Source organism: Xanthomonas sp. PPL134, assembly GCF_040595915.1.
In the GTDB taxonomy this organism is placed as follows: Bacteria; Pseudomonadota; Gammaproteobacteria; order Xanthomonadales; family Xanthomonadaceae; genus Xanthomonas_A; species Xanthomonas_A indica.
Window position 1 is genome coordinate 17,678 of sequence record NZ_JAMDLL010000004.1, and the last position, 25,842, is coordinate 43,519.

General features: G+C 70.3%; 16 protein-coding genes. 9 read left to right on the forward strand and 7 right to left on the reverse strand.

The genetic code is table 11. The features are described from left to right. The first annotated feature begins 46 nt into the window (after nucleotides 1-46). Together M3U25_RS10030 and M3U25_RS10035 are read left to right on the forward strand one after the other, a co-directional pair. Nucleotides 47-880, forward strand: coding sequence for a glycosyltransferase family 2 protein (locus tag M3U25_RS10030; protein WP_355499206.1), 834 nt, complete (start codon nucleotides 47-49; stop codon nucleotides 878-880). Beyond that, the gene (locus tag M3U25_RS10035) at nucleotides 880-1,917 is read left to right on the forward strand and encodes a CDP-glycerol glycerophosphotransferase family protein (protein ID WP_355499203.1); all 1,038 of its coding nucleotides are present in this window, start codon (nucleotides 880-882) and stop codon (nucleotides 1,915-1,917) included. Before M3U25_RS10030 ends, M3U25_RS10035 begins: the two co-directional genes overlap by 1 nt. A gap of 21 nt (nucleotides 1,918-1,938) precedes the next feature. On the opposite strand, the gene M3U25_RS10040 is transcribed toward M3U25_RS10035, so the two are convergent. The 3 genes from M3U25_RS10040 to ribA all read right to left on the reverse strand — a co-directional run bounded on the left by M3U25_RS10040 (nucleotide 1,939) and on the right by ribA (nucleotide 5,282). Next, nucleotides 1,939-3,471 (reverse strand): PH domain-containing protein, encoded by a 1,533-nt coding sequence (locus M3U25_RS10040; protein ID WP_355499200.1) that lies wholly within the window; start codon nucleotides 3,469-3,471, stop codon nucleotides 1,939-1,941. Next, complete coding sequence (locus M3U25_RS10045) at nucleotides 3,468-4,007, reverse strand: PH domain-containing protein (protein WP_355499197.1); 540 nt, start codon at nucleotides 4,005-4,007, stop codon at nucleotides 3,468-3,470. The genes M3U25_RS10040 and M3U25_RS10045 overlap by 4 nt, the downstream gene beginning before the upstream one ends. Before the next feature lie 150 nt (nucleotides 4,008-4,157). Next, nucleotides 4,158-5,282, reverse strand: coding sequence for a GTP cyclohydrolase II RibA (ribA, locus tag M3U25_RS10050; protein WP_355499193.1), 1,125 nt, complete (start codon nucleotides 5,280-5,282; stop codon nucleotides 4,158-4,160). A 284-nt stretch (nucleotides 5,283-5,566) separates the two neighbouring features. Here ribA and M3U25_RS10055 point away from each other — a divergent pair, with 284 nt between their 5' ends. After that, complete coding sequence (locus M3U25_RS10055) at nucleotides 5,567-6,088, forward strand: GNAT family N-acetyltransferase (RefSeq protein WP_242160028.1); 522 nt, start codon at nucleotides 5,567-5,569, stop codon at nucleotides 6,086-6,088. Between the two features lie 26 nt (nucleotides 6,089-6,114). Here the strand turns inward: M3U25_RS10055 and M3U25_RS10060 are convergent, their stop codons facing one another. Beyond that, entirely contained in the window at nucleotides 6,115-7,029 is a 915-nt protein-coding gene (locus M3U25_RS10060) for a lauroyl acyltransferase (protein ID WP_355499190.1), read from the reverse strand. 197 nt (nucleotides 7,030-7,226) lie between these two features. Here M3U25_RS10060 and dtd point away from each other — a divergent pair, with 197 nt between their 5' ends. Together dtd and rpoD are read left to right on the forward strand one after the other, a co-directional pair. Next, the gene (gene dtd / locus M3U25_RS10065; protein ID WP_355499187.1) at nucleotides 7,227-7,667 is read left to right on the forward strand and encodes a D-aminoacyl-tRNA deacylase; all 441 of its coding nucleotides are present in this window, start codon (nucleotides 7,227-7,229) and stop codon (nucleotides 7,665-7,667) included. A gap of 114 nt (nucleotides 7,668-7,781) precedes the next feature. Continuing rightward, nucleotides 7,782-9,644 (forward strand): RNA polymerase sigma factor RpoD, encoded by a 1,863-nt coding sequence (gene rpoD, locus M3U25_RS10070; RefSeq protein ID WP_355499184.1) that lies wholly within the window; start codon nucleotides 7,782-7,784, stop codon nucleotides 9,642-9,644. Nucleotides 9,645-9,817: 173 nt separating this feature from the next. Here rpoD and M3U25_RS10075 read toward each other — a convergent pair whose 3' ends face one another. The 3 genes from M3U25_RS10075 to M3U25_RS10085 form a co-directional block, all read right to left on the reverse strand. After that, the gene (locus M3U25_RS10075; RefSeq protein ID WP_355499181.1) at nucleotides 9,818-11,104 is read right to left on the reverse strand and encodes an AGE family epimerase/isomerase; all 1,287 of its coding nucleotides are present in this window, start codon (nucleotides 11,102-11,104) and stop codon (nucleotides 9,818-9,820) included. Nucleotides 11,105-11,189: 85 nt separating this feature from the next. Beyond that, nucleotides 11,190-12,494, reverse strand: a complete 1,305-nt coding sequence (locus M3U25_RS10080) for a sugar MFS transporter (RefSeq protein ID WP_355499178.1) — start codon at nucleotides 12,492-12,494, stop codon at nucleotides 11,190-11,192. Further along, complete coding sequence (locus M3U25_RS10085; RefSeq protein WP_355499175.1) at nucleotides 12,491-13,540, reverse strand: LacI family DNA-binding transcriptional regulator; 1,050 nt, start codon at nucleotides 13,538-13,540, stop codon at nucleotides 12,491-12,493. Before M3U25_RS10085 ends, M3U25_RS10080 begins: the two co-directional genes overlap by 4 nt. Before the next feature lie 146 nt (nucleotides 13,541-13,686). On the opposite strand from M3U25_RS10085, the gene M3U25_RS10090 reads away from it, so the two are divergent. The 4 genes from M3U25_RS10090 to glgB all read left to right on the forward strand — a co-directional run bounded on the left by M3U25_RS10090 (nucleotide 13,687) and on the right by glgB (nucleotide 25,512). Continuing rightward, nucleotides 13,687-16,023, forward strand: coding sequence for a GH92 family glycosyl hydrolase (locus M3U25_RS10090; protein WP_355499274.1), 2,337 nt, complete (start codon nucleotides 13,687-13,689; stop codon nucleotides 16,021-16,023). Nucleotides 16,024-16,820: 797 nt separating this feature from the next. After that, entirely contained in the window at nucleotides 16,821-19,982 is a 3,162-nt protein-coding gene (locus M3U25_RS10095; protein WP_355499172.1) for a maltotransferase domain-containing protein, read from the forward strand. Continuing rightward, nucleotides 19,979-23,332 carry a maltose alpha-D-glucosyltransferase gene (gene treS, locus M3U25_RS10100; RefSeq protein WP_355499169.1) on the forward strand — a complete coding sequence of 1,118 codons (3,354 nt, stop codon included), beginning with the start codon at nucleotides 19,979-19,981 and terminating at the stop codon, nucleotides 23,330-23,332. Before M3U25_RS10095 ends, treS begins: the two co-directional genes overlap by 4 nt. Next, nucleotides 23,329-25,512 carry a 1,4-alpha-glucan branching protein GlgB gene (glgB, locus tag M3U25_RS10105; protein ID WP_355499166.1) on the forward strand — a complete coding sequence of 728 codons (2,184 nt, stop codon included), beginning with the start codon at nucleotides 23,329-23,331 and terminating at the stop codon, nucleotides 25,510-25,512. The genes treS and glgB overlap by 4 nt, the downstream gene beginning before the upstream one ends. Nucleotides 25,513-25,842: the final 330 nt, after the last annotated feature.

The following is a 25,842-nucleotide window of genomic DNA, read 5'->3' on the forward strand; positions in this document are numbered from 1 at the left end:
GGCGCCAGCCGCCGGCACCGCGCCTGACTTCCGGATACCGCGCGCCATGGCCGACGCTGCCGCCGCCACCCTGCCGCTGAGCCTGGTGGTGATGACCTACAACGAGGCCGCCAACATCGCGCGTTGCCTGGACAGCGTGCCGTTCGCCGCCGACAAGCTGGTGGTGGACTGCGGCAGCACCGACGACACCGTGGCGATCGCCCGCGCCCACGGCGCGCGCGTGGTCGAGCAGGCCTGGCTGGGCTTCGGCCCGCAGCGCAACTTCGCCTCCACCCAGGCCGCGCACGACTGGATCCTGGTGCTGGACGCGGACGAGTTCCTGTCCGACGCGCTGCGCGCCGAGTGCCTGGCGCGGCTGCCGCAGCTGATCGCCGAGGACCGCATGGCTGCGGTGTGGCTGCGCCGCAGCACCTGGTACATGGGCGCGCCGATGCGCTGGTACAAACCCATGGTCGGCGAGCGCCTGGCGCGGCTGTACCACCGCGGCCGCGCGCGCTGGAGCGATGCGCGGGTGCACGAATCGCTGCGCTTCGACGGCCCCAGCGCCGCGTTCGCACCCCCGTTCAACCATCTGCACAACCCGACCCTGGTGCACAAGCAGCTCAAGGTGCTGCGCTACGCCGAACTCAAGGCGCTCGGCTGGCGCGACAAGCGCAAGCCGGTGAGAATGTGGCAGAGCCCGTTCGTGTTCGCCGGCGCCTTCCTCAAGGACTATCTGCTGCGGCTGGCGTTCCTCGACGGCTGGCGCGGCTTCGTGGTGGCGCAGACCGCGGCCAGCTATGCGTTGTACAAGCGCATGCGCTACTACGAGATGCAGGTCAACCCGGCCTCGGTGGAGCAGGCGCGGGCGCAACTGCAACGGCACGATCTGGAGCACTGATGAGCAAGCACTATCTGCTATACGGATCCGAGCGCTATGCGCTGGCGATCCTGCGCCCGCTGCAGGCGGCGATCCGCGCGCGCGGCGACGAGGCGGCATGGTTCTTCGACGGCCCCGGCGCCGAGGACCTGACCGCCGACGAGCGCCACCTGGCGACGGTGGAAGAGGTGCTGGCGTGGAATCCGTACGCGGTGATCACCTCCAGCAACGCGGTGCCGCATTTCTTTCCCGGGGTGAAGGTCGAGACCTTCCACGGCTTCGACGCCGGCAAGCCGCGGCACATCTACGTGCGCGGCTTCTTCGACCTGTACTGCACCACTGGCCCGCGCGACACCGCGGCGTTCGGCGCGCTGGCGCGCAAGCTCGGCCACTTCGCGGTCAAGGAGACCGGCTTCCCCAAGATCGATCCGTTCATGCGCGAGATCGGCGCGGAGCTGGCGCCGGTGCGGCAGCCGCCGGTGATCCTGTACCACTCCACGTTCTCGCCGTCGTGGAGCGCGGCCGGCATCCTCTACGACGAGGTGGCGCGGCTCTCGCGCAGCGGCGAATGGCGCTGGATCGTCACCTTCCATCCGAAGATGGACCCGGCGATGGTCGCGCGCTACCGCGCGCTGGAGAGCGAGTACCTGCACTTCGCCGACAACGACAACATCCTGGAGCTGTTCCCGCAGGTGGACATGATGTGCTCGGACACCTCGTCCGCGCTCAACGAGTTCCTGCTCACCTACAAGCCGGTGGTGACGTTCAAGAACCGGCGTCCGGGGCCGCAGCTGATCGACATCGACGATCCGGCGCAGTTCGAGCCGGCGATCCGCCGCGCGCTGCAGCGGCCGCCGGAACTGATGGCGGCGATCCGCGAATTCGCCGATGGCCTGCATCCCTACCGCGACGGCCAGTCCAGCGAGCGCGTATTGCGTGCGATCGACGACTTCGTCGCCGAGGGTGCGCGCAATCCGCGGCGCAAGCCGCTGAACCTGTGGCGCAAGCTGAAGATCCGCCGCCGCATCGGCTACTGGGGCCGCGGCGCGCGCCGCTGACGCGCCGCACCGCGGCGCTGCTCACCAGCGCAGCCGTCGCTGCGCCAGCGCGTCGCCCAGTTGTCGGTACAGCGCCCGCGCCTGCGCGTCCGGCAGCAGCCGCATGCGCAGCGGCGGTTCGCCGTGGCGGGCGCCGGCGGTGTCCAGCGACAGCGTCGCGGTGCCGCACCAGCGGTCCAGCGGCGAACGGCTCAGGTGCAGCGCCTGCAGCTTGTCCAGTTCGGCCAGCCGCCACCAGCGCCGCCACCAGCCGCCGCGGACCGCCACGTAGCGCGCATCCAGCGCGTAGCCCATGCGCTGCGCCTGCCGCCAGGACTTGAACGCCGACCACGGCAGCCATAACAGGCCCAGCGCGGCCCAGGCACCGAGCGTGGGCCATAGCGCGGCGCACAGCAGCGGCACCAGCAGCAGCGCCGGCAGCGACAGCCGCCACCAGCAGCGCGTGGCGATGCCGTGCCAGCGCGCGGGGGGCCAGGCGATCTGCGGCAGCAGCCGCTGCAGCAGCGCGTCGCAGGCGGCCGGCGTGGCCAGCGGCGCCAGTTCGGTCAGTGCGTGGTCGTGCCCGTGGTGCGACTGGATCACCGCGGTGTCGATGTGCAGGCTGCGCCGCCGCAGCAGCCGTTGCAGCACGCTTTCGTGCAGGGTCCAGGCCTGGATCCTGCGCCGCGCCACGCTGCTGCGCAGCCGCGTCAGCAGCCCGCGCTCCACGGTCAGCCGACGCTCGCTCTCGCTGAGCCGGAAGCCGTGGTACTGCACCAGCGCCAGCCCCATCGACAACGCCCGCATCAGCAGCAACAGCGTCGCCAGCATCAGCGCGAAGGTGACCGTGCCGGCCATCCAGCCCAGCTGCAGGTGCGTGGCGTAGCCGAACAGTTGCCGCCCGTAGTGCTCGATCGCGTTGGAGATCATGCGCTCGGGAAACAGGTGGTAGGTGGCGCCGAAGGCGGTGAGCAGCACCACCATGCCGCGGTTGGAGATCAGCCCCTGGCGCAGCACCTCGGCGGTAGGCAGGGCCAGCAGCAGTTCGCTGTCCGGCGCGGCAGCGGGCACGGCGCTGGCTTCGGTGGCGGCGGCACTGTCGGCGGTGGGCGCGCGGTGGCGGATCTGCTGTTCCAGCGCCAGCGCCTGGTCCAGCCGCAGCACGCGCATCTGCGCCTCGGGCTTGGTGCCGCCGGCCGATTCCAGGCGCACCTCGGCCACGCCGAACAGCCGGTGCAGCAGCGACTGGTGCACCACCACGTTGTGGATGCGCGCGAACGGGATTTCGCGCAGGCTGCGTTCCAGCCAGCCGCTGCGGATGCTCAGGCTGTCGCGACCGATGCGGTACTGGTAGGTGAGATAGCGCAGCAGCGACACCGCCACCAGCCCGCTGCACACCGCCAGCATCACCAGGTGATCGGCGTGATCGCGGTGGCCGTCGCGGCTGCCGAACACCAGCAGCGCCAGCAACGGCAGCAGGAAATGCCTCAGATGCTGCAGCAGCACGAACAGCCATGACCACGGGTGCAGGCGCCGCACCGGCGTGGTGTGCTCGGCGTCGGCGAGGTCGCTCACAGCGCGTCGTCGTCGTGGTCGAGCTGGTGCGCCAGGCGCTCGCGCAGGTGCTGCGCGTCGGCCTGGTCCAGGCCGGGCACGGCGACCGCGGTATGCCGGGTGCCGGCGGTGTGCACGACCAGGGTGGCCAGGCGCAGGGCGCGTTCCAGCGGGCCGCGGCGCAGGTCCAGGTGCTGCACGCGCGAGATCGGCACATGCGTCTCGCTCTGCCACAGGCGTCCGCGGAACACGTCCAGGCCCTGCGCGGTCAGCCGCCAGCGGATGCGCCGGTGACGGACGAAGCCGATCCAGGCCCCGCACAGTCCACCCACCGCCGCCGCCACGGCGCCCAGGGCCAGTGCATGCAGGCTGTGCAGGCTGAGGCCGATGATGGCAGCGCCGACCACCAGGCTGAGCCCGAGCATGCAGCCGCCGCCGAGCGCCGCCAGCCAGGCGCCGCGCAACGGCAACGGTTGCCAGTCCGCCGGCGGCCAGTCGGCGGGCACCTGCGTTGCCGCGGCAGCGCTGGGCGCCGGCGCGGCGGGGGAGTCGTCCATGGGCGGCGGTGCGATCACGTCGGGGTCTCGGGGCGAACCGGCGCGGGGCGCGGCGTGGCCTGCGATCCTAACGCGGCAACGGCGGGCGTGCGCAGCCCGCCTCGCCGCTCCCGGCGTGATCCTTGGGGCGGGCCGTCCCGCGCGGCGGAGTCAGCGCGCCGCGCGCAGCAAGGCGTCCACGTCCAGCGCGTGGCCGGCGCGGGCAGCCTTGGTGCGCAGGTAGCCTTCGTTCTCGGCGGTGATGGTGCCGGTGACCGGGATGCGCTCGGTCACCTCGATGCCGGCCGCACGCAGGCGCTCGGCCTTGTTCGGGTTGTTGGTGAGCAGGCGCACGCGGCGGATGCCGAGCCCGCGCAGCATCGCCACCGCGCTGCCGTAGCGGCGTTCGTCGGCGCCGAACCCCAGTTGCGCGTCGGCGTCGATGGTGTCCAGGCCGTCGTGCTGGTAGCCGTAGGCGCGCATCTTGGTGGCAATGCCGGTGCCGCGGCCTTCCTGGTCCAGGTACAGCAGCACGCCGCCGCCCAGCGCCTTGAGCTTGGCCAGGCCGTGCCGCAGCTGGTCGCCGCAGTCGCACTTGAGCGAGCCGAACAGGTCGCCGGTCAGGCAGGAGGAATGCACGCGCACCGGGACCGGCGCGCTGAGGTCGGGCTGGCCGATCACGATCGCGACCTGGTCGCGCTGCGCCACGCCGCCGCGGAATACCACGAATTCGCCCGGTCCCAGGTCGCGCAGCGGTACCTGGGTGCGGGTGACCAGGGTGTAGCTGTCGGAGGCGGCGAGGGCGCAGCCGTGCTCCAGGTCGTCCAATTGCAGCGCCTGGCAGCCCTGGAAGGCGCTGCTGTCGGCGCCCAGTTCCGCGGCGACCATCGCCGGCAGCAGCAGGCCCAGGCGCGCGATCTCGGCGGCGCCTGCATCGAGCGCGTCGCCGGGCTGCCAGTGCGTCGGCACCGGCCCGTCGCGCAGGTAGGCCAGCGCCGCCAGCGCGTCGTAGGACTGCCCGGCCAGGGCGATGCGCGCGCCGTGCGGCGCGTCCAGGCCCAGCACCTGCGCGCGTGCCGGGGTCACGAACAGATAGTGCCGCTGCCCGGTGGCCTGGGCGAAGCTGCGATAGGAGGGCTCGGTGCTGCTGTCCAGCGCCATGACCGCGCGGGCGTGGCCGGCACGGTCCTCGAGCAGCACCGGGCGCCCGGCGCGCAACTCCGATGCCGCGCGTTCGCTGCGGATCGCGGCAGGATCGCCGAAGGCGTGCGCGGAAGGGGCGGTGGGGCTGGTCATGCACGACTCCAGATGGGGGATCGGCGGCGCCGCTTCAAGGCTGCCGCGTCCGGTCGCGGCGGCCCCGGCGCGGCGCCGGCAGGCGCGTGGCGCCCGGGCGCCATTGTCGCGCGCTTTGCCTGTCCCGCCAGCCTGCAGGCGATGGAACGCACTGTGCCCGGTCGTACTGCGCCGCCGATGCAACCGGATGCGCCGCTCGCGACACTACCGCTGGCGCTGGACGGGTGTGCACGTGCCGCCGGTTGCTTGCTACTGTGCGGCATCGCGTCCCCTCCGGCTCCCGCATGCAGCTCGTCGATTGCACCGAACCGCGCCACGCGATGGCGATCCTGGAGATCTTCAACGACGCCATCGTCCATTCCACCGCCCTGTACGACTACCGGCCGCGCCCGCCGGAGAGCATGGCGGCCTGGTTCGCGACCAAGCGCGCCGGCAACTTCCCGGTGCTGGGCCTGGAGGACGCGGACGGTACCCTGATCGGCTTCGCCAGCTACGGCACGTTCCGCGCCTGGCCGGCGTTCAAGTACAGCGTCGAGCACTCGGTCTACGTGCACCGCGACCATCGTGGTCGCGGCGCCGGCCGGCGCCTGCTGCAGGCGCTGATCGACACCGCGCAGGCACGCGGCGTGCACGTGCTGGTCGGCGGCATCGACGCCAGCAATGCCGGCAGCATCGCCCTGCACGAGCAACTGGGCTTCGTGCACGCCGGCACCGTGCGCGAGGCCGGCTTCAAGTTCGGGCGCTGGCTGGACCTGGCGTTCTACCAGCGCATCCTCGCCGGTCCGGCGCAGCCGCACGACGATTAGCGCCTGCTCTGCCCAGGCCGGGTGCCTTAGTGCGGATGGCGCTCGGTGGCGTAGGGATTGGGCTCGGCCGGGTCCGGGCGCAGGGTGTAGCGCTTGTAGGTCCACTGGTACTGCGCCGGGTCGCGCCGCGCCACCCGCTCCACGCCCGCGTTGAGCGCGGTGGCCGCGCGCAGCGGGTCGGCATCGGCGATGTCCGGCGGCGCCGGCTGCACGTGCAGGGCGAACTCCAGGTCGTTGCCGACGCGCTCGCACCAGGCGAACAGCACGGTGGCGCCGGTGCGCTCGGCCAGGCGGTTGACCAGGGTCATGGTCAGTGCCGGCACGCCGAAGAACGGCGCGAACACGCCGTCGCCGGCCTTGGGCTGCTGGTCGGGCAGGATGCCGACCGCGCCGCCGTCCTTCAGCGTCTTGAACAACTGCCGCACCGCCGGGCCCTCGGCGCGCACCTGGCGCACCCGCTCGCCGCTGCGCACCAGCTGCAGGAAGGCATCGCCGATCGCCGACTCCGGCGCCTTGTAGACGATGGCGATGTCGCCGCGCGAGGCCAGCCACTGGTTGAGCAGTTCCCAGTTGCCGAAATGCGGTGCGGCCACGATCACCCCGCGGCCGGCGGCCAGCGCCGCGTCGTACAGCTCCTGGCCGTGGCGCAGGCGCAGCCGCGCCAGGTTCTGTTCCGGCGGCCGGGTCCACAGCGCCAGCGTCTCGAACGCCTGCCGCGCGGTGGAGCGCAGCACGTCGCGCTGCAGGGCGACGCGCTCGCTGGGCAGCAGCTCCGGATAGGCCAGTTCCAGATTGCGCCGGACCACCCGGCTCTCGCGCGCGTCCAGGCGCAGCCACAGCCCGGCCAGGCCGTCGGCCAGGTGGCGCAGCCACGGCCACGGCAGGCGCGCCACGGCGGCGGCGCAGCGGTACAGCAGGGAAGCGAGCGTGGCGGGTTTCATCGGCCCAGTTTATCCGCTCGGCGTGCCGGGCCCGCCCGATGGACATCGCGGATCCCCTCAGCGGCATGCGATCCGGCTTCCCCAATCCAGGCGGTTCGGCGATGATCCTGCGTGATCGCAGCCGATCGCTTAGCGCGCGGGGCGAACCCGAATCCCGAATCCCGAATCCCCAATCCCCAATCCCCAATCCCGGCCCTATGCTCTCGTTGATCCAACGCGTCACCCAGGCCTCGGTCAGCGTCGACGGCGAGGTCGTGGGCCAGATCGGGCCCGGCCTGCTGGCGCTGGTGGCGGTGGAGCCGGGCGACGACGAGGCCAAGCTGCGGCGCATGGCCGAGCGCCTGCTCGGCTACCGGGTGTTCTCCGACGACAGCGGCCGCATGAACCGCTCGTTGCGCGACACCGGCGGCGGCCTGCTGCTGGTCAGCCAGTTCACCCTGGCTGCCGACACCGGCTCGGGCATGCGGCCCAGTTTCACCACCGCGGCACCGCCGGCCGAGGCTGAACGCGGCTTCAACCGATTGCTGGAGCTGTGCCGCGCGCAGCACCCGCCAGGGGTGGAAACCGGCCGTTTCGGTGCCCATATGATCGTCAGCCTGGTCAACGACGGCCCGGTCACTTTCCTGCTCCGGCCGTAGACGCCGGCGCGTTCCTGGCGGAGCCGTTCAGGCTCCTCGTCCGGCAAGCGGCGGTCCGGGCTGTTATAATGCTAGGTTCACTCATTCACCTACCTGCCGGTGGCGCGAGCACTCATGGCCAACGAACGTCCTGCCCAGCAATCCGACATCAAGCAACTGATCAGCAAGGGCCTGGAACAGGGCTATCTGACCTACGCGGAAGTCAACGACCATCTTCCCGACGATCTGGTCGACCCCGAACAGATCGAAGACATCATCGGCATGATCAACGGCATGGGCATCGATGTCCATGAAGTTGCGCCCGATGCCGAAACCCTGTTGCTCAACGACGGCAACACCGGCAACCGCGAAGTCGACGATACCGCGGCCGAAGAAGCCGCGGCGGCGCTGACCGCGCTCGACACCGAGGGTGGCCGCACCACCGATCCGGTGCGCATGTACATGCGCGAGATGGGCACAGTAGAACTGCTGACCCGTGAAGGCGAGATCGCCATCGCCAAGCGCATCGAGGAAGGCCTCGGCCAGGTGCAGGCCGCGCTCGGCGCGTTCCCGCTGGCGGTGGAGACCCTGCTCGAGGACTACGAACAGCACAAGGAAGGCAAGAAGCGCCTGGCCGAGATCGTGGTCGGCTTCAACGACCTGATCGAGGAAGAGCCGGCGCCGCCGGTCGCGGTGTCCGACGACGACAGCGCCACCGATGCCGATGCCGACGAGGACGACGACGACGACGTCGACACCGCCGAAGAGGATGCCGGCCCGACCGGCCCGGACCCGGCCGAGGTCGCGCGGCGCATGGACGTGCTGGCCACCGAGTACGCCAAGTTCAAGAAGGCCCACGCCAAGAACGGCGCCGAGCACAAGCTGGTCACCAAGCTGCGCAACGACATCGCCGAGGTGTTCGTCACCCTGAAGCTGCCGCTGCCGCTGACCGACGTGCTGGTGCGCAAGCTGCGCGACACCATGGCCCAGGTCAAGGACCACGAGCGCCGCGTGCTGCATCTGGCCACCCACGTGGCGCGCATGCCGCGCAAGGACTTCATCCGTTCCTGGGAAGGCAACCAGACCAACGTGGCCTGGGTCGACGACGCGCTCAAGCGCAAGCAGAAGTGGTCGTCGGCGCTGCGCGACGTCAAGGACCAGATCATCGCCGAGCAGGAAGCCACCGTCGCGGTGGAGCAGGCCACCTACCTGAGCCTGGCCGAGCTGAAGGAAATCAGCCGCGCCATGGCCTATGGCGAAGCCAAGGCGCGCAAGGCCAAGAAGGAAATGGTCGAGGCCAACCTGCGCCTGGTGATCTCGATCGCCAAGAAGTACACCAACCGCGGCCTGCAGTTCCTCGACCTGATCCAGGAAGGCAACATCGGCCTGATGAAGGCGGTGGACAAGTTCGAGTACCGCCGCGGCTACAAGTTCTCGACCTACGCCACCTGGTGGATCCGCCAGGCGATCACCCGCTCGATCGCCGACCAGGCGCGCACCATCCGCATCCCGGTGCACATGATCGAGACGATCAACAAGTTGAACCGCATTTCCCGGCAGATGCTCCAGCAGTACGGCCGCGAGGCCACCCCGGAGGAGCTGGCCAAGGAAATGGACATGCCGGAGGACAAGATCCGCAAGGTGATGAAGATCGCCAAGGAGCCGATCTCGATGGAAACCCCGATCGGCGACGACGAGGATTCGCATCTGGGCGACTTCATCGAGGACACCAACGTGGAGTCCCCGATCGAGAACACCACCAACATCAACCTGTCCGAGACCGTGCGCGACGTGCTCGCCGGCCTGACCCCGCGGGAAGCCAAGGTGCTGCGCATGCGCTTCGGCATCGACATGAACACCGACCACACCCTCGAGGAAGTCGGCAAGCAGTTCGACGTGACCCGCGAGCGCATCCGCCAGATAGAGGCCAAGGCGCTGCGCAAGCTGCGTCACCCGAGCCGCTCGGAACAGCTGCGCAGCTTCCTCGACATCGACTGATCGAGCGCGGTTCGCGGCAACGAAAAAGCCCCGCCATGTGCGGGGCTTTTTTGTGGGTGGAGGAGTGAGCCGCTACCTTGCGTGTGGATGTTGCCATGTGACGCGGCGCCGCCGCTCCTACAACGGGCAACAGGGGCGCAGGATCGCTGCGCCTCTGTGCGGGTGGCATTCGCCTACGCGAACGCCTTGCTGCCGCGCATCACCGCCAGCACATCATGGCAGGCACCCATGGTGTGGTAGTCGGTCTTGCCGGCCGGGCTCTTCTCGTCGCTGTAGCTGCGGTTGTCGCGGCTGAGGATGCGGAACCAGGCGCCGTAGCGGTGGTCGACCAAATGCGCCCAGGAATACGCCCAGAGTTTGTCGTAGGCGGCGCGATACGTGGCATCGCCAGTGGCGGCCAGCAGCCGCGCCGCGGCGGCGATCGCTTCGGCCTGCACCCAGAAGTACTTGTCGTCGTCGCAGAAATAGGTCGGCGCCGCGGCCACGTCCGGCACCCCGACCACCGGCGCCTCTTCGGTGCCGGAGGCGAAGCCGTAGACGATGCCGCCGTGCTGCGCGTCCCAGCCGTGCGCCAGGGCGGTGTCGAACAGGTGGCGCGCGGTCGGCAGCAACCACGCCGGCGCGGCGCCGGTGGCCGCCTGCAGGTGACCGTGCAGCAGCACCAGCAACTTGGACCACTCGACCTGGTGGCCGGGCTGGAAGCCCCACGGCCGGAACAGGTGCTTGGGGTTGTCGCGGTTGTAGTCCCAGTCCACCTGCCAGTTCGCGTCGTAGTGCTCCCACACCAGGCCGCCGGCCAACGCCGCCTGGCGGCGGGTGATGTGGTCGGCCAGCAGCAGCGCGCGCTGCAGGTAGCGCGGCTCGGCGCTGGCCTCGTAGGCGGCGATCAACGCTTCGCACAGGTGCATGTTGGCGTTCTGGCCGCGGTAGCTGGAAAACGTCCATTCCGGCGTCGCCTCGTCGCGGTACAGGCCGGCGGCGGCATCCCAGTAGCGGGTTTCCAGCAGCTGCCAGGTCTCGTCCATCCACGCGTCGGTATCCAGGCCGGCCTTCTTCGCGGTGGCGTAGGCCAGCAGCACGAAGGCGGCGCCGTAGGCGTGCTGGGTGCGGTCCTCGGCCACGCCATCGCGCAGGGTCCACACGTAGCCGCCGCTGGCGGGATCGCGGTGCACCTCGCGCAGGTAGCGCAGGCCGTGGCGCGCGGCGTCCAGGTACTCCGCGGCCAGCGCCGAGTCGGCGAATTCGATCGCCGCCATCGCGTAGTTGAAGACGAAGCGGGTGCTGCTGACTAGGTGGCGATGGCCGGCGTCGTACACGCTGCCGTCGTCGCGGAAGTAGTGGAAGAAGCCGCCCGCCGGGTCGATCGCGCGCGGGTGGTAGAAGGCCATGGTGTCGGCGATGTGCGCGCGCAGGACGGCGGCGTCGGCGAAGTCGGGCAGGGGCGTGGCGGGCAGGTTCATGCGGTTGGCTGGCGAACTGGGTGAGAGAGGGGAAGGCAGCGGCGCACGGCGGCGGCGTGTGGGCCGCCGGCGTGCCGGGAAAGGATCAGTGCATCACGCGCGCAGTCGGTGCGGTGGCGGGCGCGGCCGCCGCCAGGTCCGGCGACAGGCGCGAGCCGCGCAGGCCGTACCAGACGATGTAGGCGTAGCACAGCAGCGGGATCACGAAGGCGTGCTGGATGCCGATGGCGTCGGCCAGCGCGCCCTGCGCCAGCGGCACGATGGCGCCGCCGACGATGCCCATGATCAGCAGGCTGGAGGCCTTGCTGGTGAGCACGCCCAGGCGCTCGATGGCCACGGTGAAGATGGTCGGGAACATGATCGAGTTGAACAGGCCGATCGCGATCACGCTCCACATCGCCACATGGCCGGTGCTGAGCATGGTGGCGATCAGCAGCAGCGAGGCGATGCCGGCGAAGGTCGCCAGCAGCTTGCGCGCCGGGACGAACTGCAGCAGCGCCGCGCCGGCGAAGCGGCCGACCATCGCGCCGCCCCAGTAGAACGGCAGGTAGCCGCTGGCATCGGCTTCGGTCAGGCCGCCGGTGGTGGGGCCGGAGATGTAGTTGATCAGGAAGCTGCCGATCGACACTTCCGCGCCCACGTACATGAAGATCGCCACCACGCCCCACAGCAGGTGCGGGTGGCGCAGCGCGTCGGCGAAGCTGTGATGCGATTCGGTGCCGGCGTCGCTGTCCTCGCGCAGCGACGGCACCCGCATCACCAGCACGAACACCGCCAGCAACAGCAGGCCGCCGGCCAGCATCAGGTAGGGGATTTCCACCGAGCGCGCCTGCTCGATGCGGTAGGCGGACAACTGCTCGGGGTTCATCGCCGCCAGCTGGTCGGCGCCGAGCACCGCGCCGGCCAGGATCAACGGGCCGATCAGCCACGGGAACACGGTGGTGCCCAGCGAGTTCAGCGCCTGCGCGAAGTTGAGCCGGCTCGGCGCCTTCTCCGGCGCGCCGATCAGGCTGATGTACGGATTGGCGGCCACCTGCAGCAGGGTGATGCCGCTGGCCAGCACGAACAGCGCGGTCAGGAACAGCGGGTAGGAGGGCAGGCGCGCGGCGGGGTAGAACATCGCCGCGCCGATCGCCGCCACCACCAGGCCGATGACGATGCTGGCCTTGTAGCCGGTCCGCGACACCACCGCGCCGGCCGGCACCGACATCAGGAAGTAGGCGCCGAAGAAGGTGAACTGGATCAGCATCGACTGCGCGTAGTTCATCTGGAACACGGCTTTCAGATGCGGGATCAACACGTCGTTGAGGCTGGTCAGGCCGCCCCAGGTGAAGAAGATCATGCTGACCACCGCGATGGCGGCGGTGTTGGACAGCGGGCGACGGCTCATGCAGCGACTCCGGGAACGGGCGAGAGGGCGACCCGGCTGCTGGCACGCAGGCACAGCCGGGCGGGGGCGATGGTAAGCGCAGGCAGGGCCTGCCGGTGACGCAGCGCGTCCAGCACCAGGCGTGCGGCCTGCATGCCGCGCTCGCGCGGGGCGACGGCGACGGTGGACAGCGGCGGGGTGGCGACGGCGGCTTCGGGGATGTCGTCGAAGCCGATCAGCGCGTAGTCGCGGCCGGCGACGCGGCCGCGTTCGGCCAGGCCGCTGGCCAGGCCCAGGGCGACCACGTCGTTGTAGCAGACCAAGGCGGTCGGCAGCGGGTCGCGCGCGCACAGCGCACCGGCCTGGCGCGCGGCGTCCAGCCGGGTCGGCGCGCACTCGATCAGCCACGCCGGGTCGACCGCTATGCCGGCGGCGGCTAGCGTCTCGCGGTAGCCGGCGCGCCGCTCGGCGCAGGAGCTGGACTGGCGGTGGCCGCCGAAGAAGGCGATGGCGCGGTGGCCCTGCGCCAGCAGGTGTTCGGTGGCCAGGCGCGCGCCGCGGCGGTTGTCCAGCGCCAGCAGCGGCCAGTCGCCGTCCAGCGCACGGTTGAACAGCAGCACCGGCAGGCGCGGCCCCAGCAACTGGCGCAGCCGTGCCGCGTCGGTGTTCTCGGTGGGCGAGAGGATCATCGCCGCCGGATGGTGCTCGATCAGCGAGGCCAGCACGGTCTGCTGGCGCTCCGGCGACTCGCCGGTGCTGCCCATCAGCATCACGTAGCCGGCCTCGGCCAGCGCCGCGTCGACGCCGCCGGCGAACTCGGCGAAGAACGGATTGGCCAGGTCGTTGACCACCAGCGCCACCGCATTGGACGCGCGGCCGCGCAGGCTGGCCGCGCCGCGGTGGTAGACGTAGCCCTGGCGGGCGATCTCCGCCGCCACCCGCGCGCGCGTGTCCGCGTGCACCAGCGGGCTGTTGCGCAGCACCAGCGACACGGTCGCCCGCGACACGCCGCAGGCGGCGGCGATATCGGACACGGTGACGCGTTTGTCGGCGGGAGACGGCGCCACGGCGCATTAGACCGGTTCAAAAGGTCGCTCATCCTGCGCTGTCGTCATCGGATGCGCATTTTGCAGTGCAGCAAGGCATTCCCCGGGCTTTGTGCTATCCGTTTGGATCGATTCGATACGGGGAGCCTGCCATGCGCAGCTCGAGGATGCTGGGCGGCGCTGCCGCACTGCTGCTGGCCGCGCTGTGGCCGATCGCGTCCGCTGCCGCTGCAACCGGCGCCACCGCCGGCGAGCGTGCGGTCGCGGCGGTGGATCCCTTCATCGGTACCGGCGGCGAGGGCCACACCTATCCCGGCGCCACGGTGCCGTTCGGCATGGTCCAGCTGAGCCCGGACACGCGCATCCAGCCGCGCAAGGACGCCTACGGCTGGGCGGCGGGCTACCGCTACGACGACCGCAGCCTGGTCGGCTTCTCGCACACGCATTTCTCCGGCACCGGCCACTCCGACCTGGGCGACGTGCTGTTGATGCCGATCAGCGGCGCGGTGCGGCTGGAGCGTGGCGACCCGGACACGCCCGGCAGCGGCTACAGCGCGCGCTTCCGCCACGATGACGAGCGCGCCGAGCCGGGCTACTACGCGGTGACCCTGGACGACTACAAGGTCCGCGCCGAACTCACTGCCAGCGCCCGCGTCGGCGTGCACCGCTACAGCTACCCGGCCGGCCAGCCGGCGCATGTGCTGCTGGACCTGCGTACCAGCCTGTACGACTACCCGGGCAAGATCAGCTGGTCGCGGTTGCGCCTGCGCGCCGACGGCACCGTCACCGGCTTCCGCGAGACCCGCGGCTGGGCGCCGGGGCGGCAGCTGTACTTCGCCCTGCGCTTCTCGCAGCCGCTGCGCGGCCACGCCTTCCACAACACCGAGCAGGACATCCCCTACAAGGGCTTCCCGCCGCCGGGCGATAACGACCCCATCCAGCGCGCGCAGATCGAAGGCCGGCAACTGGTGGGATCGTTCGACTTCGGCGACGCCCTGCGCGGGCCGCTGCTGGTCAAGGTGGCGATCTCGCCGGTCAGCGAGGACAGCGCCATCGCCAATCTCGACGCCGAAGTGCCGGGCTGGGATTTCGATGGCGTGCGCCGCGCGGCACGTGCGCAATGGGCGCAGGCGCTGGGCGCGGTGGAGGTGGATGCGCCGCCCACCCAGCGCACCCAGTTCTACACCGCGCTGTATCACAGCCTGCTCGGCCCGACCCTGTTCATGGACAGCGACGGCCGCTACCGCGGGCCCGACAACGCCGTGCACCAGGCGCAGGGCTACACCCACTATTCGACGTTCTCGCTGTGGGACACCTACCGCGCGCTGCATCCGCTGCTGACCATCGTGCAGCCGCCGCAACGCACCAACGACATCGTCAACTCGCTGCTCGCGCACCAGCGCGAAAGCCCCTACGGGGTGCTGCCGGTGTGGGCGTTCCACGGCCTGGAGACCTGGTGCATGATCGGCTATCACGCGGTGCCGGTGATCGCCGACGCGTACATGAAGGGCATCCGCGGCTACGACACCGACGCCGCGCTCAAGGCCATGGTGGCCAGCGCCAACTACGGCCCCTACGACGGCATCGCCCAGTACCGCGAACTGGGCTACGTGCCGATCGACGAGGAAGGCGAGGCCGCCTCCAAGACCCTGGAGTACGCCTTCGACGACTGGACCATCGCGCGCATGGCGCAGGACATGGGCCGCATCGAGGTCGCCGCCGCCTTCGCCAAGCGCGCCGGCAACTGGCGCAACGCCTTCGACCCGGGCACCGGCTTCATGCGCGCGCGCAAGCGCGACGGCAGCTTCCGCACCCCGTTCGATCCGGACGCCAGCGGCTACGGCACCGACTACACCGAAGGCAACGCCTGGCAGTACTCCTGGTACGTGCCGCAGGACGTGGCCGGCCTGGCCCGCGCGCACGGCGGCGACGACAAGCTGCTGGCGCGGCTGGACCAGGTGTTCGACGCCAAGGTCGATCCCAAGGTGTTCGCGCACATGGAGGACATCACCGGCCTGATCGGCTGGTACGCGCACGGCAACGAGCCCAGCCACCATGTCACCTATCTGTATGCCTACGCCGGGCAGCCGTGGCGCACCCAGGCGCGGCTGCAGCAGATCATGCGCAGCCAGTACGCCGCGCGCCCGGACGGCCTGGCCGGCAACGACGACATGGGGCAGATGTCGGCCTGGTACGTGTTCACCGCGCTGGGCTTCTACCCGGTGGCGCCGGCCAGCAACCAGTACATCCTCGGCCGCCCGTTCCTGCCGCGCGCCACCCTGGCGCTGCCCAACGGCAAGCGCTTCACGGTGATCGCCGACGGCCTGGACGATGCGCATCCCTACGTCGGCAACGTCACCCTCAACGGGCGGCCGCTGAACCGCGCGTTCCTGCGCCACGAGGAACTCATGGCCGGCGGCGAACTGCGCTTCACCCTGCAGGCCACGCCCAATACCGCCTGGGCGGCGGCCGGCGCCGAACGCGCCTATTCGATGAGCGAATGAAGGGCGCTCCACCTGCTCCGGAAGATGTCCTGTAGGAGGGGCTTCAGCCGCGACAGGGCATTCTCGGTCAAGCGCTGTCGCGGCTGGCGCCGCCCCCAGAGGGGCTTACGGCGAGCCTGCCGAGTGCACTGTGGGAGGGACCTCAGTCCCGACTGCTGTAGCAATCGGTCATTGAAAGGGTTCACTCGTCGCGACTGAAGTCGCTCCCACAGGGGCTTACGGCGAGCCTGCCGGGTGCACTGTGGGAGGGACTTCAGTCCCGACGCATTGCGCCATCGGAAAGCACAGCACTTCGCGCGTCGCGGCGGCATGACAGTTGACTCCAATGGGGCCAGCGGCATCCGGGTGGAGTTTGGTGGCAGCAGGTTCAGAGATGCGTCGAAGCCGCACCGGCATGAGTCTGCGCCTGGATGACGGCCGAGGCTTCCGCGCTGCACTGTGGCCTCGTGCGTGACCCAAGCGCGAGCGTCAGCATCGCGTGAATATTCGGTATGACCTGCATTGCGCATGCCGCCGCGCAACGTGCTTGGCCACACATCGTCACATCGCGTCGCGTCACATGCACGCGTATTTAATGTCATCCACACATTCCATTTGCGGCGTTCGTGGTCTTGTGGCGCGGCTGCATCGCATCGCGCGGACCGGGTGCGCCGGCACCGTTGCGCGTTCTTGAAGCGCACCCGCGTGCAGGCCCATTCCGTTCCGGCGCCGTTGCCATGCGACGGCGCGATCGGCGCTGCCGGCAACGGCGCGCAGAGGCGACGTGTCCTTCTCATTCGTCGAACGGGATCTTCCGAATGCATGTCTGCCTGCTGTCCCCCTTTCCTCTTCACGATGCGGCCGCGCTCGACGCGGCCATGGCGGCGGCGCAGGCACAGGGCTGCGATCACATCGTCTTGCCCAGTCCGTTCGCGCAGGACGCGGACGGACGCCTGCACGATCCGGCGGCCGACGACGCCGCAGGTCAGGCGCAGTTGCGCAAGTGGCTCCAGCATGCCGAACGGCACGGCCTGCGGGTGGTGCTGGATCTGCGTATCGACGAAATCGGCGGCGGTAGCCGCCTGCTGCAGGAGCATCCGCATTGGTTCCGCGCGCGCAGCTCGGCGCTGCCGGACCCGCGCGCCGAACGCGCCGCGCCGGACATTGCGGTGGGCCGCTTCGCTTCGGCGGAAGAAGGCGCGGGCCTGGCGCAATGGTGGAGCGCGCGCCTGGTCGACTGGCTGCGCAGTGGCGTGGCCGGCTTCCGCGTGCTGCAGCCCGAGCGCATCCCGGCGCCGTTGTGGCGCACGCTGATCGGCGAGGTCCATGCGCAGGCGCCGCACGCGCGGCTGCTGGCATGGACGCCCGGCTTGGGCCTGGACGCCTTGCGCGGCCTGGGCGGCGCCGGTTTCGATGCCGCGTTCTCCTCGCTGGCCTGGTGGGACGGCCGCGGCGACTGGTTCTTCGACGAGGACAGCGCCCTGCGCGCGCTGGCGCGTTGCGTGGTCGCCACGGTCGATGCCGGGACGCCGACGGAGACGCCATTGCCCTTGCCGCGCGCGCAGCGGCAGCGCCTGGCGGCCGCCTTCGGCGGGGCTTGGGCGATCGCCGCGCAGGACACACCGACCGAACACGCGCAGTCCGCACCTGCGCAGCACGGCACGGCCGAGGGCGACGCGTCCACGTCGGCCGCATCGCTGCCCGACGCCACCGCATCGCTGCGCCTGCGCCCGCTGCTGCGCGACGGCGCGCTGACCGCGGTCGCGGTGGAACCGCTGGACGCCGCGCCGTGGCTGGTGCTGCTCAACAGCGACCGCGACCACCTGCTGCCGGTGCCCGGCCCGGCGCTGCTGCGCCTGCTCGGCGACAGCGAGGGCCTGCTCAGCGACCACGGCGAGCCGATCCAGGGCGAGCAGGGCGGCACCCTGGAGGCGGGCGAGGTGCGCATCTACCGCAGCCTGCCGGCGCGCCCGGTGCTGACCGCGGCACGGGCGCGTACCCCCGCCGAGGTCGCCGCGGGTGAGGCGCGGGTGTGCATCGAAGCGGTGACGCCGTCGGTCGACGACGGGCGCTTCCCGGTCAAGCGCACGGTCGGCGACCGTGTGTGCGTGGAAGCCGATGCGTTCTGCGACGGCCACGACCGCATTGCCGTGGCGCTGTTGTGGCGCGCCGCCGATGCGCGCACGTGGTCGAGCGCGCCGATGCGCGCGCTCGGCAACGATCGCTGGCGCGGCGAGTTCCCGCTGCAACGCCTGGGCCGCTACGAGTTCCGCATCGAGGCCTGGCGCGACGTCTACGCCACCACCCATGCCGACCTGGAAAAGAAGCGCGCCGCCGGCACCCTGTTGCCGGTGGACGTGCAGGAGGCGCTGGCCCAGGTCGAAGCGGCGCGCGGGCGCAGCCGTGGCGCGCTGGCCACGCGGCTGAAGGCCATCGTTACCCGCATCGCCCGCACCGACGACCTGGCCGAAAAGGCGCAACTGCTGCTCGAGCCCGACACCGCCGAGGCGATGGCGCGTGCCGATGCCAAACCGTTCCGCACCGAATACCCGATGACGTTCCGGGTCGAGGCCGAACGCCGCGCCGCGCACTTCGCCAGCTGGTACGAACTGTTCCCGCGCTCGCAGAGCGGCGATCCGCAGCGCCACGGCACCTTCGACGACGTGATCGCGCGGCTGCCGCACATCCAGGCGATGGGCTTCGACGTGCTGTACATGCCGCCGATCCATCCCATCGGCGAGAAGAACCGCAAGGGCCGCAACAACGCCGTGACCGCCGAGCCGGGCGAGCCCGGCAGCCCGTATGCGATCGGCTCGGCCGAGGGCGGGCATACCGAGGTGCATCCCGAGCTGGGCGGGCTCGACGGTTTTCGCCGCCTGCGCGCGGCCGCGGCCGAGCACGGCCTGGAGCTGGCCCTGGACTTCGCCATCCAGTGCGCGCCGGACCATCCGTGGCTGCGCGACCACCCCGACTGGTTCACCTGGCGCGCCGACGGTTCCATCCCGTACGCGGAGAATCCGCCGAAGAAGTACCAGGACATCGTCAACGTCGACTTCTACGCCAGTGGCGCGGTGCCGGCGCTGTGGAACGCGCTGCGCGATGCGGTGCTGTTCTGGGTCAATGAGGGCGTCACCCTGTTCCGCGTCGACAACCCGCACACCAAGCCGTTCCCGTTCTGGGAATGGCTGATCGCCGAGGTGCGCGGGCGCCATCCGCAGGTGGTGTTCTTGTCCGAGGCCTTCACCCGGCCCAAGCCGATGTACCGGCTGGCCAAGGTCGGTTTCTCGCAGTCCTACACCTACTTCACCTGGCGCCAGCACAAGGCCGAGCTGCAGGCCTACATCGAGGAACTCAACAGCGGCGCGCCCAGCGAGTGCTTCCGCCCGCACTTCTTCGTCAACACGCCGGACATCAATCCGCTGTTCCTGCAGCACAGCGGCCGCAGCGGGCACCTGATCCGCGCCGCGCTGGCGACCACGCTGTCCGGGCTGTGGGGCATGTACCAGGGCTTCGAGCTGTGCGAGGCCACGCCGCTGCCAGGCAAGGAGGAGTACCTGGACTCGGAGAAGTATCAGTTGCGCGTGTGGCCGGAGCGCGCCCCGGGCGACATCGTGGAGGAGATCACCCGCCTCAACCTGCTGCGCCGCCAGCATCCGGAGTTGCAGTCGCACCTGGGCACGCGCTTCTACGTGGCGCACAACGAACAGGTGCTGTACTTCGGCAAGTTCCTCGACGCCGCGCACCTGGCACGCGGGCGCAGCCTGGTGCTGGTGGCGGTGAGCCTGGACCCGTATGCGCCGCAGAACGCGGAGATCGAAGTGCCACTGTGGGAGCTGGGCCTGCCCGACCACGCCAGTGTCGCCGTGCGCGACCTGTGGGACGGCCACGACTTCACCTGGTACGGCAAGACCCAACACATCCGCCTCGATCCGTCGCGGCCGTTCTCCCTGTGGCGCATCCGCGCCGGAGCCCCTGCATGAATGCTGCCGCGCCGTCGTCCCCCCAACTCGAGCCGCGCGCACCGGCCGGCGATGCGCGCTGGTACAAGGACGCGATCATCTACCAGGTGCACGTCAAGTCGTTCTTCGACTCCAACGACGACGGCATCGGCGACTTCCCCGGCCTGATCTCCAAGCTCGACTACATCGCCGACCTGGGCGTGGACACGATCTGGCTGCTGCCGTTCTACCCGAGCCCACGCCGCGACGACGGCTACGACATCGCCGAGTACATGGCGGTGCATCCGGACTACGGCAGCATCGCCGACTTCCAGCGCTTCGTGGAGCAGGCGCACGCGCGCGGCATCCGCATCGTCACCGAACTGGTGATCAACCACACCTCCGACCAGCATCCCTGGTTCCAGCGTGCGCGCATGGCCCCGGCCGGCTCGCCGGAGCGCGCGTTCTACGTGTGGTCGGACAGCGACCAGAACTACGCCGGCACCCGCATCATCTTCTGCGACACCGAGAAGTCCAACTGGACCTGGGACCCGGAAGCCGGCCAGTACTTCTGGCACCGCTTCTATTCGCACCAGCCGGACCTGAACTTCGACAACCCGGCGGTGCTGGAGGCGGTGCTGGAAGTGATGCGCTTCTGGCTGGACCTGGGCGTGGACGGCCTGCGCCTGGACGCGGTGCCGTACCTGATCGAGCGCGAAGGCACCTCCAACGAGAACCTGCCCGAGACCCACGCCATCCTGCGCCGCATCCGCGCCACGCTCGATGCCGAATACCCCGACCGCATGCTGCTGGCCGAGGCCAACATGTGGCCCGAAGACACCCAGCAGTACTTCGGCGAGAACGCCGACGAATGCCACATGGCGTTCCACTTCCCGCTGATGCCGCGCATGTACATGGCGATCGCGCGCGAGGACCGCTTCCCGATCACCGACATCATGCGCCAGACCCCGGAGATCCCGGAGAGCTGCCAGTGGGCGATCTTCCTGCGCAACCACGACGAGCTGACCCTGGAGATGGTCACCGACTCCGAGCGCGACTACCTGTGGCAGACCTATGCCGCCGATCGCCGCGCGCGCATCAATCTCGGCATCCGCCGGCGCCTGGCGCCGCTGCTGGAGCGCGATCGCCGCCGCATCGAACTGATGACCTCGCTGCTGCTGACCATGCCCGGCACGCCGGTGCTGTACTACGGCGACGAGATCGGTATGGGCGACAACATCCATCTCGGCGACCGCGACGGCGTGCGCACGCCGATGCAATGGTCGATCGACCGCAACGGCGGCTTCTCGCGCGCCGATCCCGCGGCGCTGGTGCTGCCGCCGATCATGGACCCGCTGTACGGCTTCCAGGCGGTCAACGTGGAAGCGCAGCAGCGCGACCAGTATTCGCTGCTGACCTGGACCCGCCGCGTGCTGTCGGTGCGCAAGCGCTACCGCGCCTTCGGCCGCGGCGCGCTGCGCTTTTTGTACCCGGGCAACCGCCGCCTGCTCGCCTACCTGCGCTGCCACGAGGACGAGACCGTGCTGTGCGTGGCCAACCTCTCGCACACGCTGCAGGCGGTGGAACTGGATCTGTCCGAGTTCGAGGGCCGGGTGCCGGTGGACATCCTCGGCGGTGGCAGCTTCCCGCCGATCGGGCGCCTGACCTACCTGCTCACCGTGCCGGCGTTCGGGTTCTACGCCTTCCAACTGGTCGGCAACGCCACCCTGCCGGACTGGCACGTGCCGGCGCCGGTGCCGCTGCCGGATTACCAGACGCTGGTGCTGCGCAGCACTGTGGACAGTGCCGGCCTGCAGGCGCACCTGCCGACGCTGGAGCGCGACATCCTGCCGACATGGCTGTCCACGCGGCGCTGGTTCGCGGCCAAGGACCGCGCGCTGCGTAGCGTGCACATCGCGCGGCGCACGCCGCTGTCCGGCGGCGACGGCCTGACCCTGCTGGAGATCGAGGCGGAGCTGGACGACGGCGCGCACGAGCGCTACATCCTGCCGCTGGGTATCGTCTGGGAGCGCGAGCAGCCGAGCGTGCTGGCCGAGCAACTGGCGCTGGCGCGCGTGCGCCACGGCCGCGAGGTCGGCTACCTGACCGATGCCTTCGCACTGAAGCCCTTCACCCTGAGCATGCTGGCCGCGCTGCGCGACAAGGCGGAGCTGCGCGTGGATGGCGAGGCTGGCGCCGAAGCGACGGCGGAGCGCATCCGCTTCTGCCCGACGCCGGCGCTGCAGCGCGTGGACATCCCCGCCGATCCGGAGATCCGCTGGCTGTCGGCGGAGCAGAGCAACAGCTCGCTGATCGTCGGCGACGCGGCGGTGTTCAAGTTGCTGCGGCGCGTGTCGGCCGGCATCAATCCGGAGATCGAGATCGGCGAGCGCCTCACCGCGTTGGGCTATGCCAACGCCGCGCCGCTGCTGGGCCATGTCGCCCGCGTCGAGGCCGACGGCAGCGAGACCACGCTGGCGCTGCTGCAGGGCTTCGTGCGCAACCAGGGCGACGCCTGGCGCTGGACCCTGGATCACCTCGCACGCGGCGCCGAGGAATACGACGCCGCTCAGGACGATGCGGCGCGGCTGGAAAGCGTGGCCGGCTACGACGCCTTCGCCGCGCTGGTCGGCCGGCGCCTGGCAGAGCTGCACGCGGTGCTGGCGCAGCCCACCGACGCGCCCGCCTTCGCGCCGCAGCCGGTGGACGCGGCCGCGGCGCAGCAGGTGGTGGACGGCGTGGTGCACGAGGTGCAGGCCATGTGGGACACGCTGCTGGCGCATCGCGACGCCAACGACGATCCGGCCGAACATGCCGCGGTCGACAGCCTGCTGGCCGAGCGTGCGCGCCTGGATGCCTGGCTGCAGCAGGCGCCGTCGCTGTTGTCCGGTGCGCTGCTGACCCGCGTGCATGGCGATTTCCACCTCGGCCAGATCCTGGTCGCGTTCGACGACGTGGTGCTGATCGACTTCGAAGGCGAGCCGGCCAAGTCGCTGGACGAACGCCGCGCCAAGGCCAGCCCGCTGCACGACGTGGCCGGTTTCCTGCGCTCGCTGGACTACGCCAGCGAAGTCTCCGCGCGCGGCGAAGAAGGCACCGCGGCGCGTGTGGGCGCGGGTTTGGACACCGCGCAGGAGGCGTACCTGGCCGCGTTCCGCAGCCGCGCCAGCGCCGCGTTCCTGTCGGCCTACCGTGCGGTGCTCGATGCGAGCCCGCATCCGTGGGTGGCGCCGGCCGCGTTCGAGGCCACCACCTTGCTGTTCCTGATCGAGAAGGCCTGCTACGAAATTCGCTACGAGGCCGCCAACCGCCCGGCATGGATCATGGTGCCCATACAGGGACTGTTGCGCATACTCGACCGCTTTCCCGCGCCCCAGGAGTCGATTCGATGAGTGATGCCGTCCACGTCTGGGACGACGCGACGCAACGCGCCTTCGCCACCGCGCGCCATGGTGACCCGTTCGCCGTGCTGGGCGTGCATCGCCTCGGCAACGCGCGGGTGCTGCGCAGCTACCAGCCGGGCGCCGATGCGGTGCTGGCAGTACTGGAGGACGGGAGCGAGATTCCATTGCAGCAGGGGCCGGAAGGCTTCTTCCATGCCGAACTGCCGAACGAGGGTCGCTACCGCCTGCGCATCCGCTGGCCGGGCGGCGAGCAGGACACCGCCGACGCCTACGCCTTCGGCCCGCAACTGAGCGACTTCGACCTGCACCTGATCGCCGAAGGCCATCACCTGCACCTGGCCGATGCGCTGGGCGCCAACGTGGTCGAGGTCGACGGCGAGCGCGGCACCCGCTTCGCGGTGTGGGCGCCCAACGCCTCGCGCGTGGCGGTGGTGGGCGACTTCAACAGCTGGGACGCGCGCCGCCACCCGATGCGCCTGCGTCACCAGGCGGGCGTGTGGGAACTGTTCGTGCCCGGCGTCGGCCCCGGCGCGCGCTACAAGTTCGCCCTGCGCGGCCCGCGCGGCGAAGAGTTGCCGGCCAAGGCCGACCCGGTCGCGCGCCAGGCGGAACTGGCGCCTGGCACCGCCTCCATCGTCGCCGACCCCACGCCGTTCCAGTGGCGCGACGACGCCTGGATGGCCACCCGCGCGCGCCGCCACGCCCCGCAGGCGCCGATCAGCGTGTACGAAGTGCATGCCGGCTCGTGGATGCACGCCGCCGACGGCAGCCTGCTCGACTGGGACGCGTTGGCCGAGCGGCTGATTCCCTACGTGGCCGACATGGGCTTCACCCACATCGAACTGCTGCCGGTCACCGAGCATCCGTTCGGCGGCTCCTGGGGCTACCAGCCGCTGGGCCTGTTCGCGCCTACCGCGCGCTTCGGCAGCCCGGAAGGCTTCGCCCGCTTCGTCGATCGCTGCCACCGCGAGGACATCGGCGTCATCGTCGACTGGGTGCCGGCGCATTTCCCCACCGACGCGCACGGCCTGGCCCACTTCGACGGCACCGCCCTGTACGAACACGCCGACCCGCGCGAAGGTTTCCACCGCGACTGGAACACCCTCATCTACAACCACGGCCGTCGCGAAGTCTCCGGCTTCCTGATCGCCAGCGCGTTGGAGTTCCTGCAGCGCTACCACGTCGACGGCCTGCGGGTGGACGCCGTCGCCTCCATGCTCTACCGCGACTACAGCCGCAACGCCGGCGAGTGGGTGCCCAACATCCACGGCGGCCGCGAGAACTACGAGAGCATCGCCTTCCTGCGCCGGCTCAACCAGGTGGTGGCCGACCAGGCGCCCGGCGCCATGACCATCGCCGAAGAATCCACCGCCTGGCCCGGCGTCACCGCCGACCTCGCCCACGGCGGCCTGGGCTTCGACTACAAGTGGAACATGGGCTGGATGCACGACAGCCTGCACTACATCCAACTCGACCCGATCTACCGCCGCTACCACCACGGCGAGCTGACCTTCAGCATGGTCTATGCGTATTCCGAACGCTTCATGCTCCCCATCTCCCACGACGAAGTGGTGCACGGCAAGCGCTCCCTGCTCGGACGCATGCCCGGCGACGACTGGCAGCGCTTCGCCAACCTGCGCGCCTACCTCGGCTACATGTACACCCACCCCGGGCGCAAACTGCTGTTCATGGGCTGCGAGATCGCCCAGCCCACCGAGTGGAACCACGACGCCGCGCTGCCCTGGCACCTGCTCGACCAACCCAACCACCGCGGCATCCAGCGCCTGGTCCGCGACCTCAACCGCCTCTACGCCGAACACCCCGCACTGCACGCGCGCGACGACGAACCCGAAGGCTTCGCCTGGGTCATCGGCGACGACGCCGGCAACAGCCTGTTCGCCTACCTGCGCAAGGCCCGCAGCGGCGACACCCCGCTGCTGGTGGTGGCCAACCTCACCCCGCAGGTGCACTACGGCTACCGCATCGGCGTGCCCCGCGGTGGCCGCTGGCGCGAACTGCTCAACTCCGACAGCGAGATCTACGGCGGCAGCAACACCGGCAACGGCGGCAGCGTGCGCGCCGAGAACGTCGGCGCGCATGGGCATCCGGCGTCGCTGGTGCTGACCATCCCGCCGCTGGCTGTGCTGGTGCTTGGCGTGGAGGAGTAGGGCGAGTAGGGCGAGAAAGCGAAGGGGCCGTGGCTAGAGCGCGGAAAGAGCCGGCTGGCCGGAAGAAGCCGGCTGTTGTGGGAGGGACTTCAGTCCCGACGCTTTGCCGATTGACTGTCAGCCCCCAGCCGCAAGCACCCGAGATGCCAAGGATGCGTACCCGATCAGGTGCAGTTCCTGGCGCTCAGTTCGATGAGCCCGCAGGCCGAGAGCAATTCTCGGCCCCGTCTACCGCCCCGGGCAGACAGCCCACCACCCCGACCGGTACACTCACGCCCGCCTCGGCGCCTTCCTCTGTATGCAAGCCAGAGGCGCCAAGCCGGCGGCCGA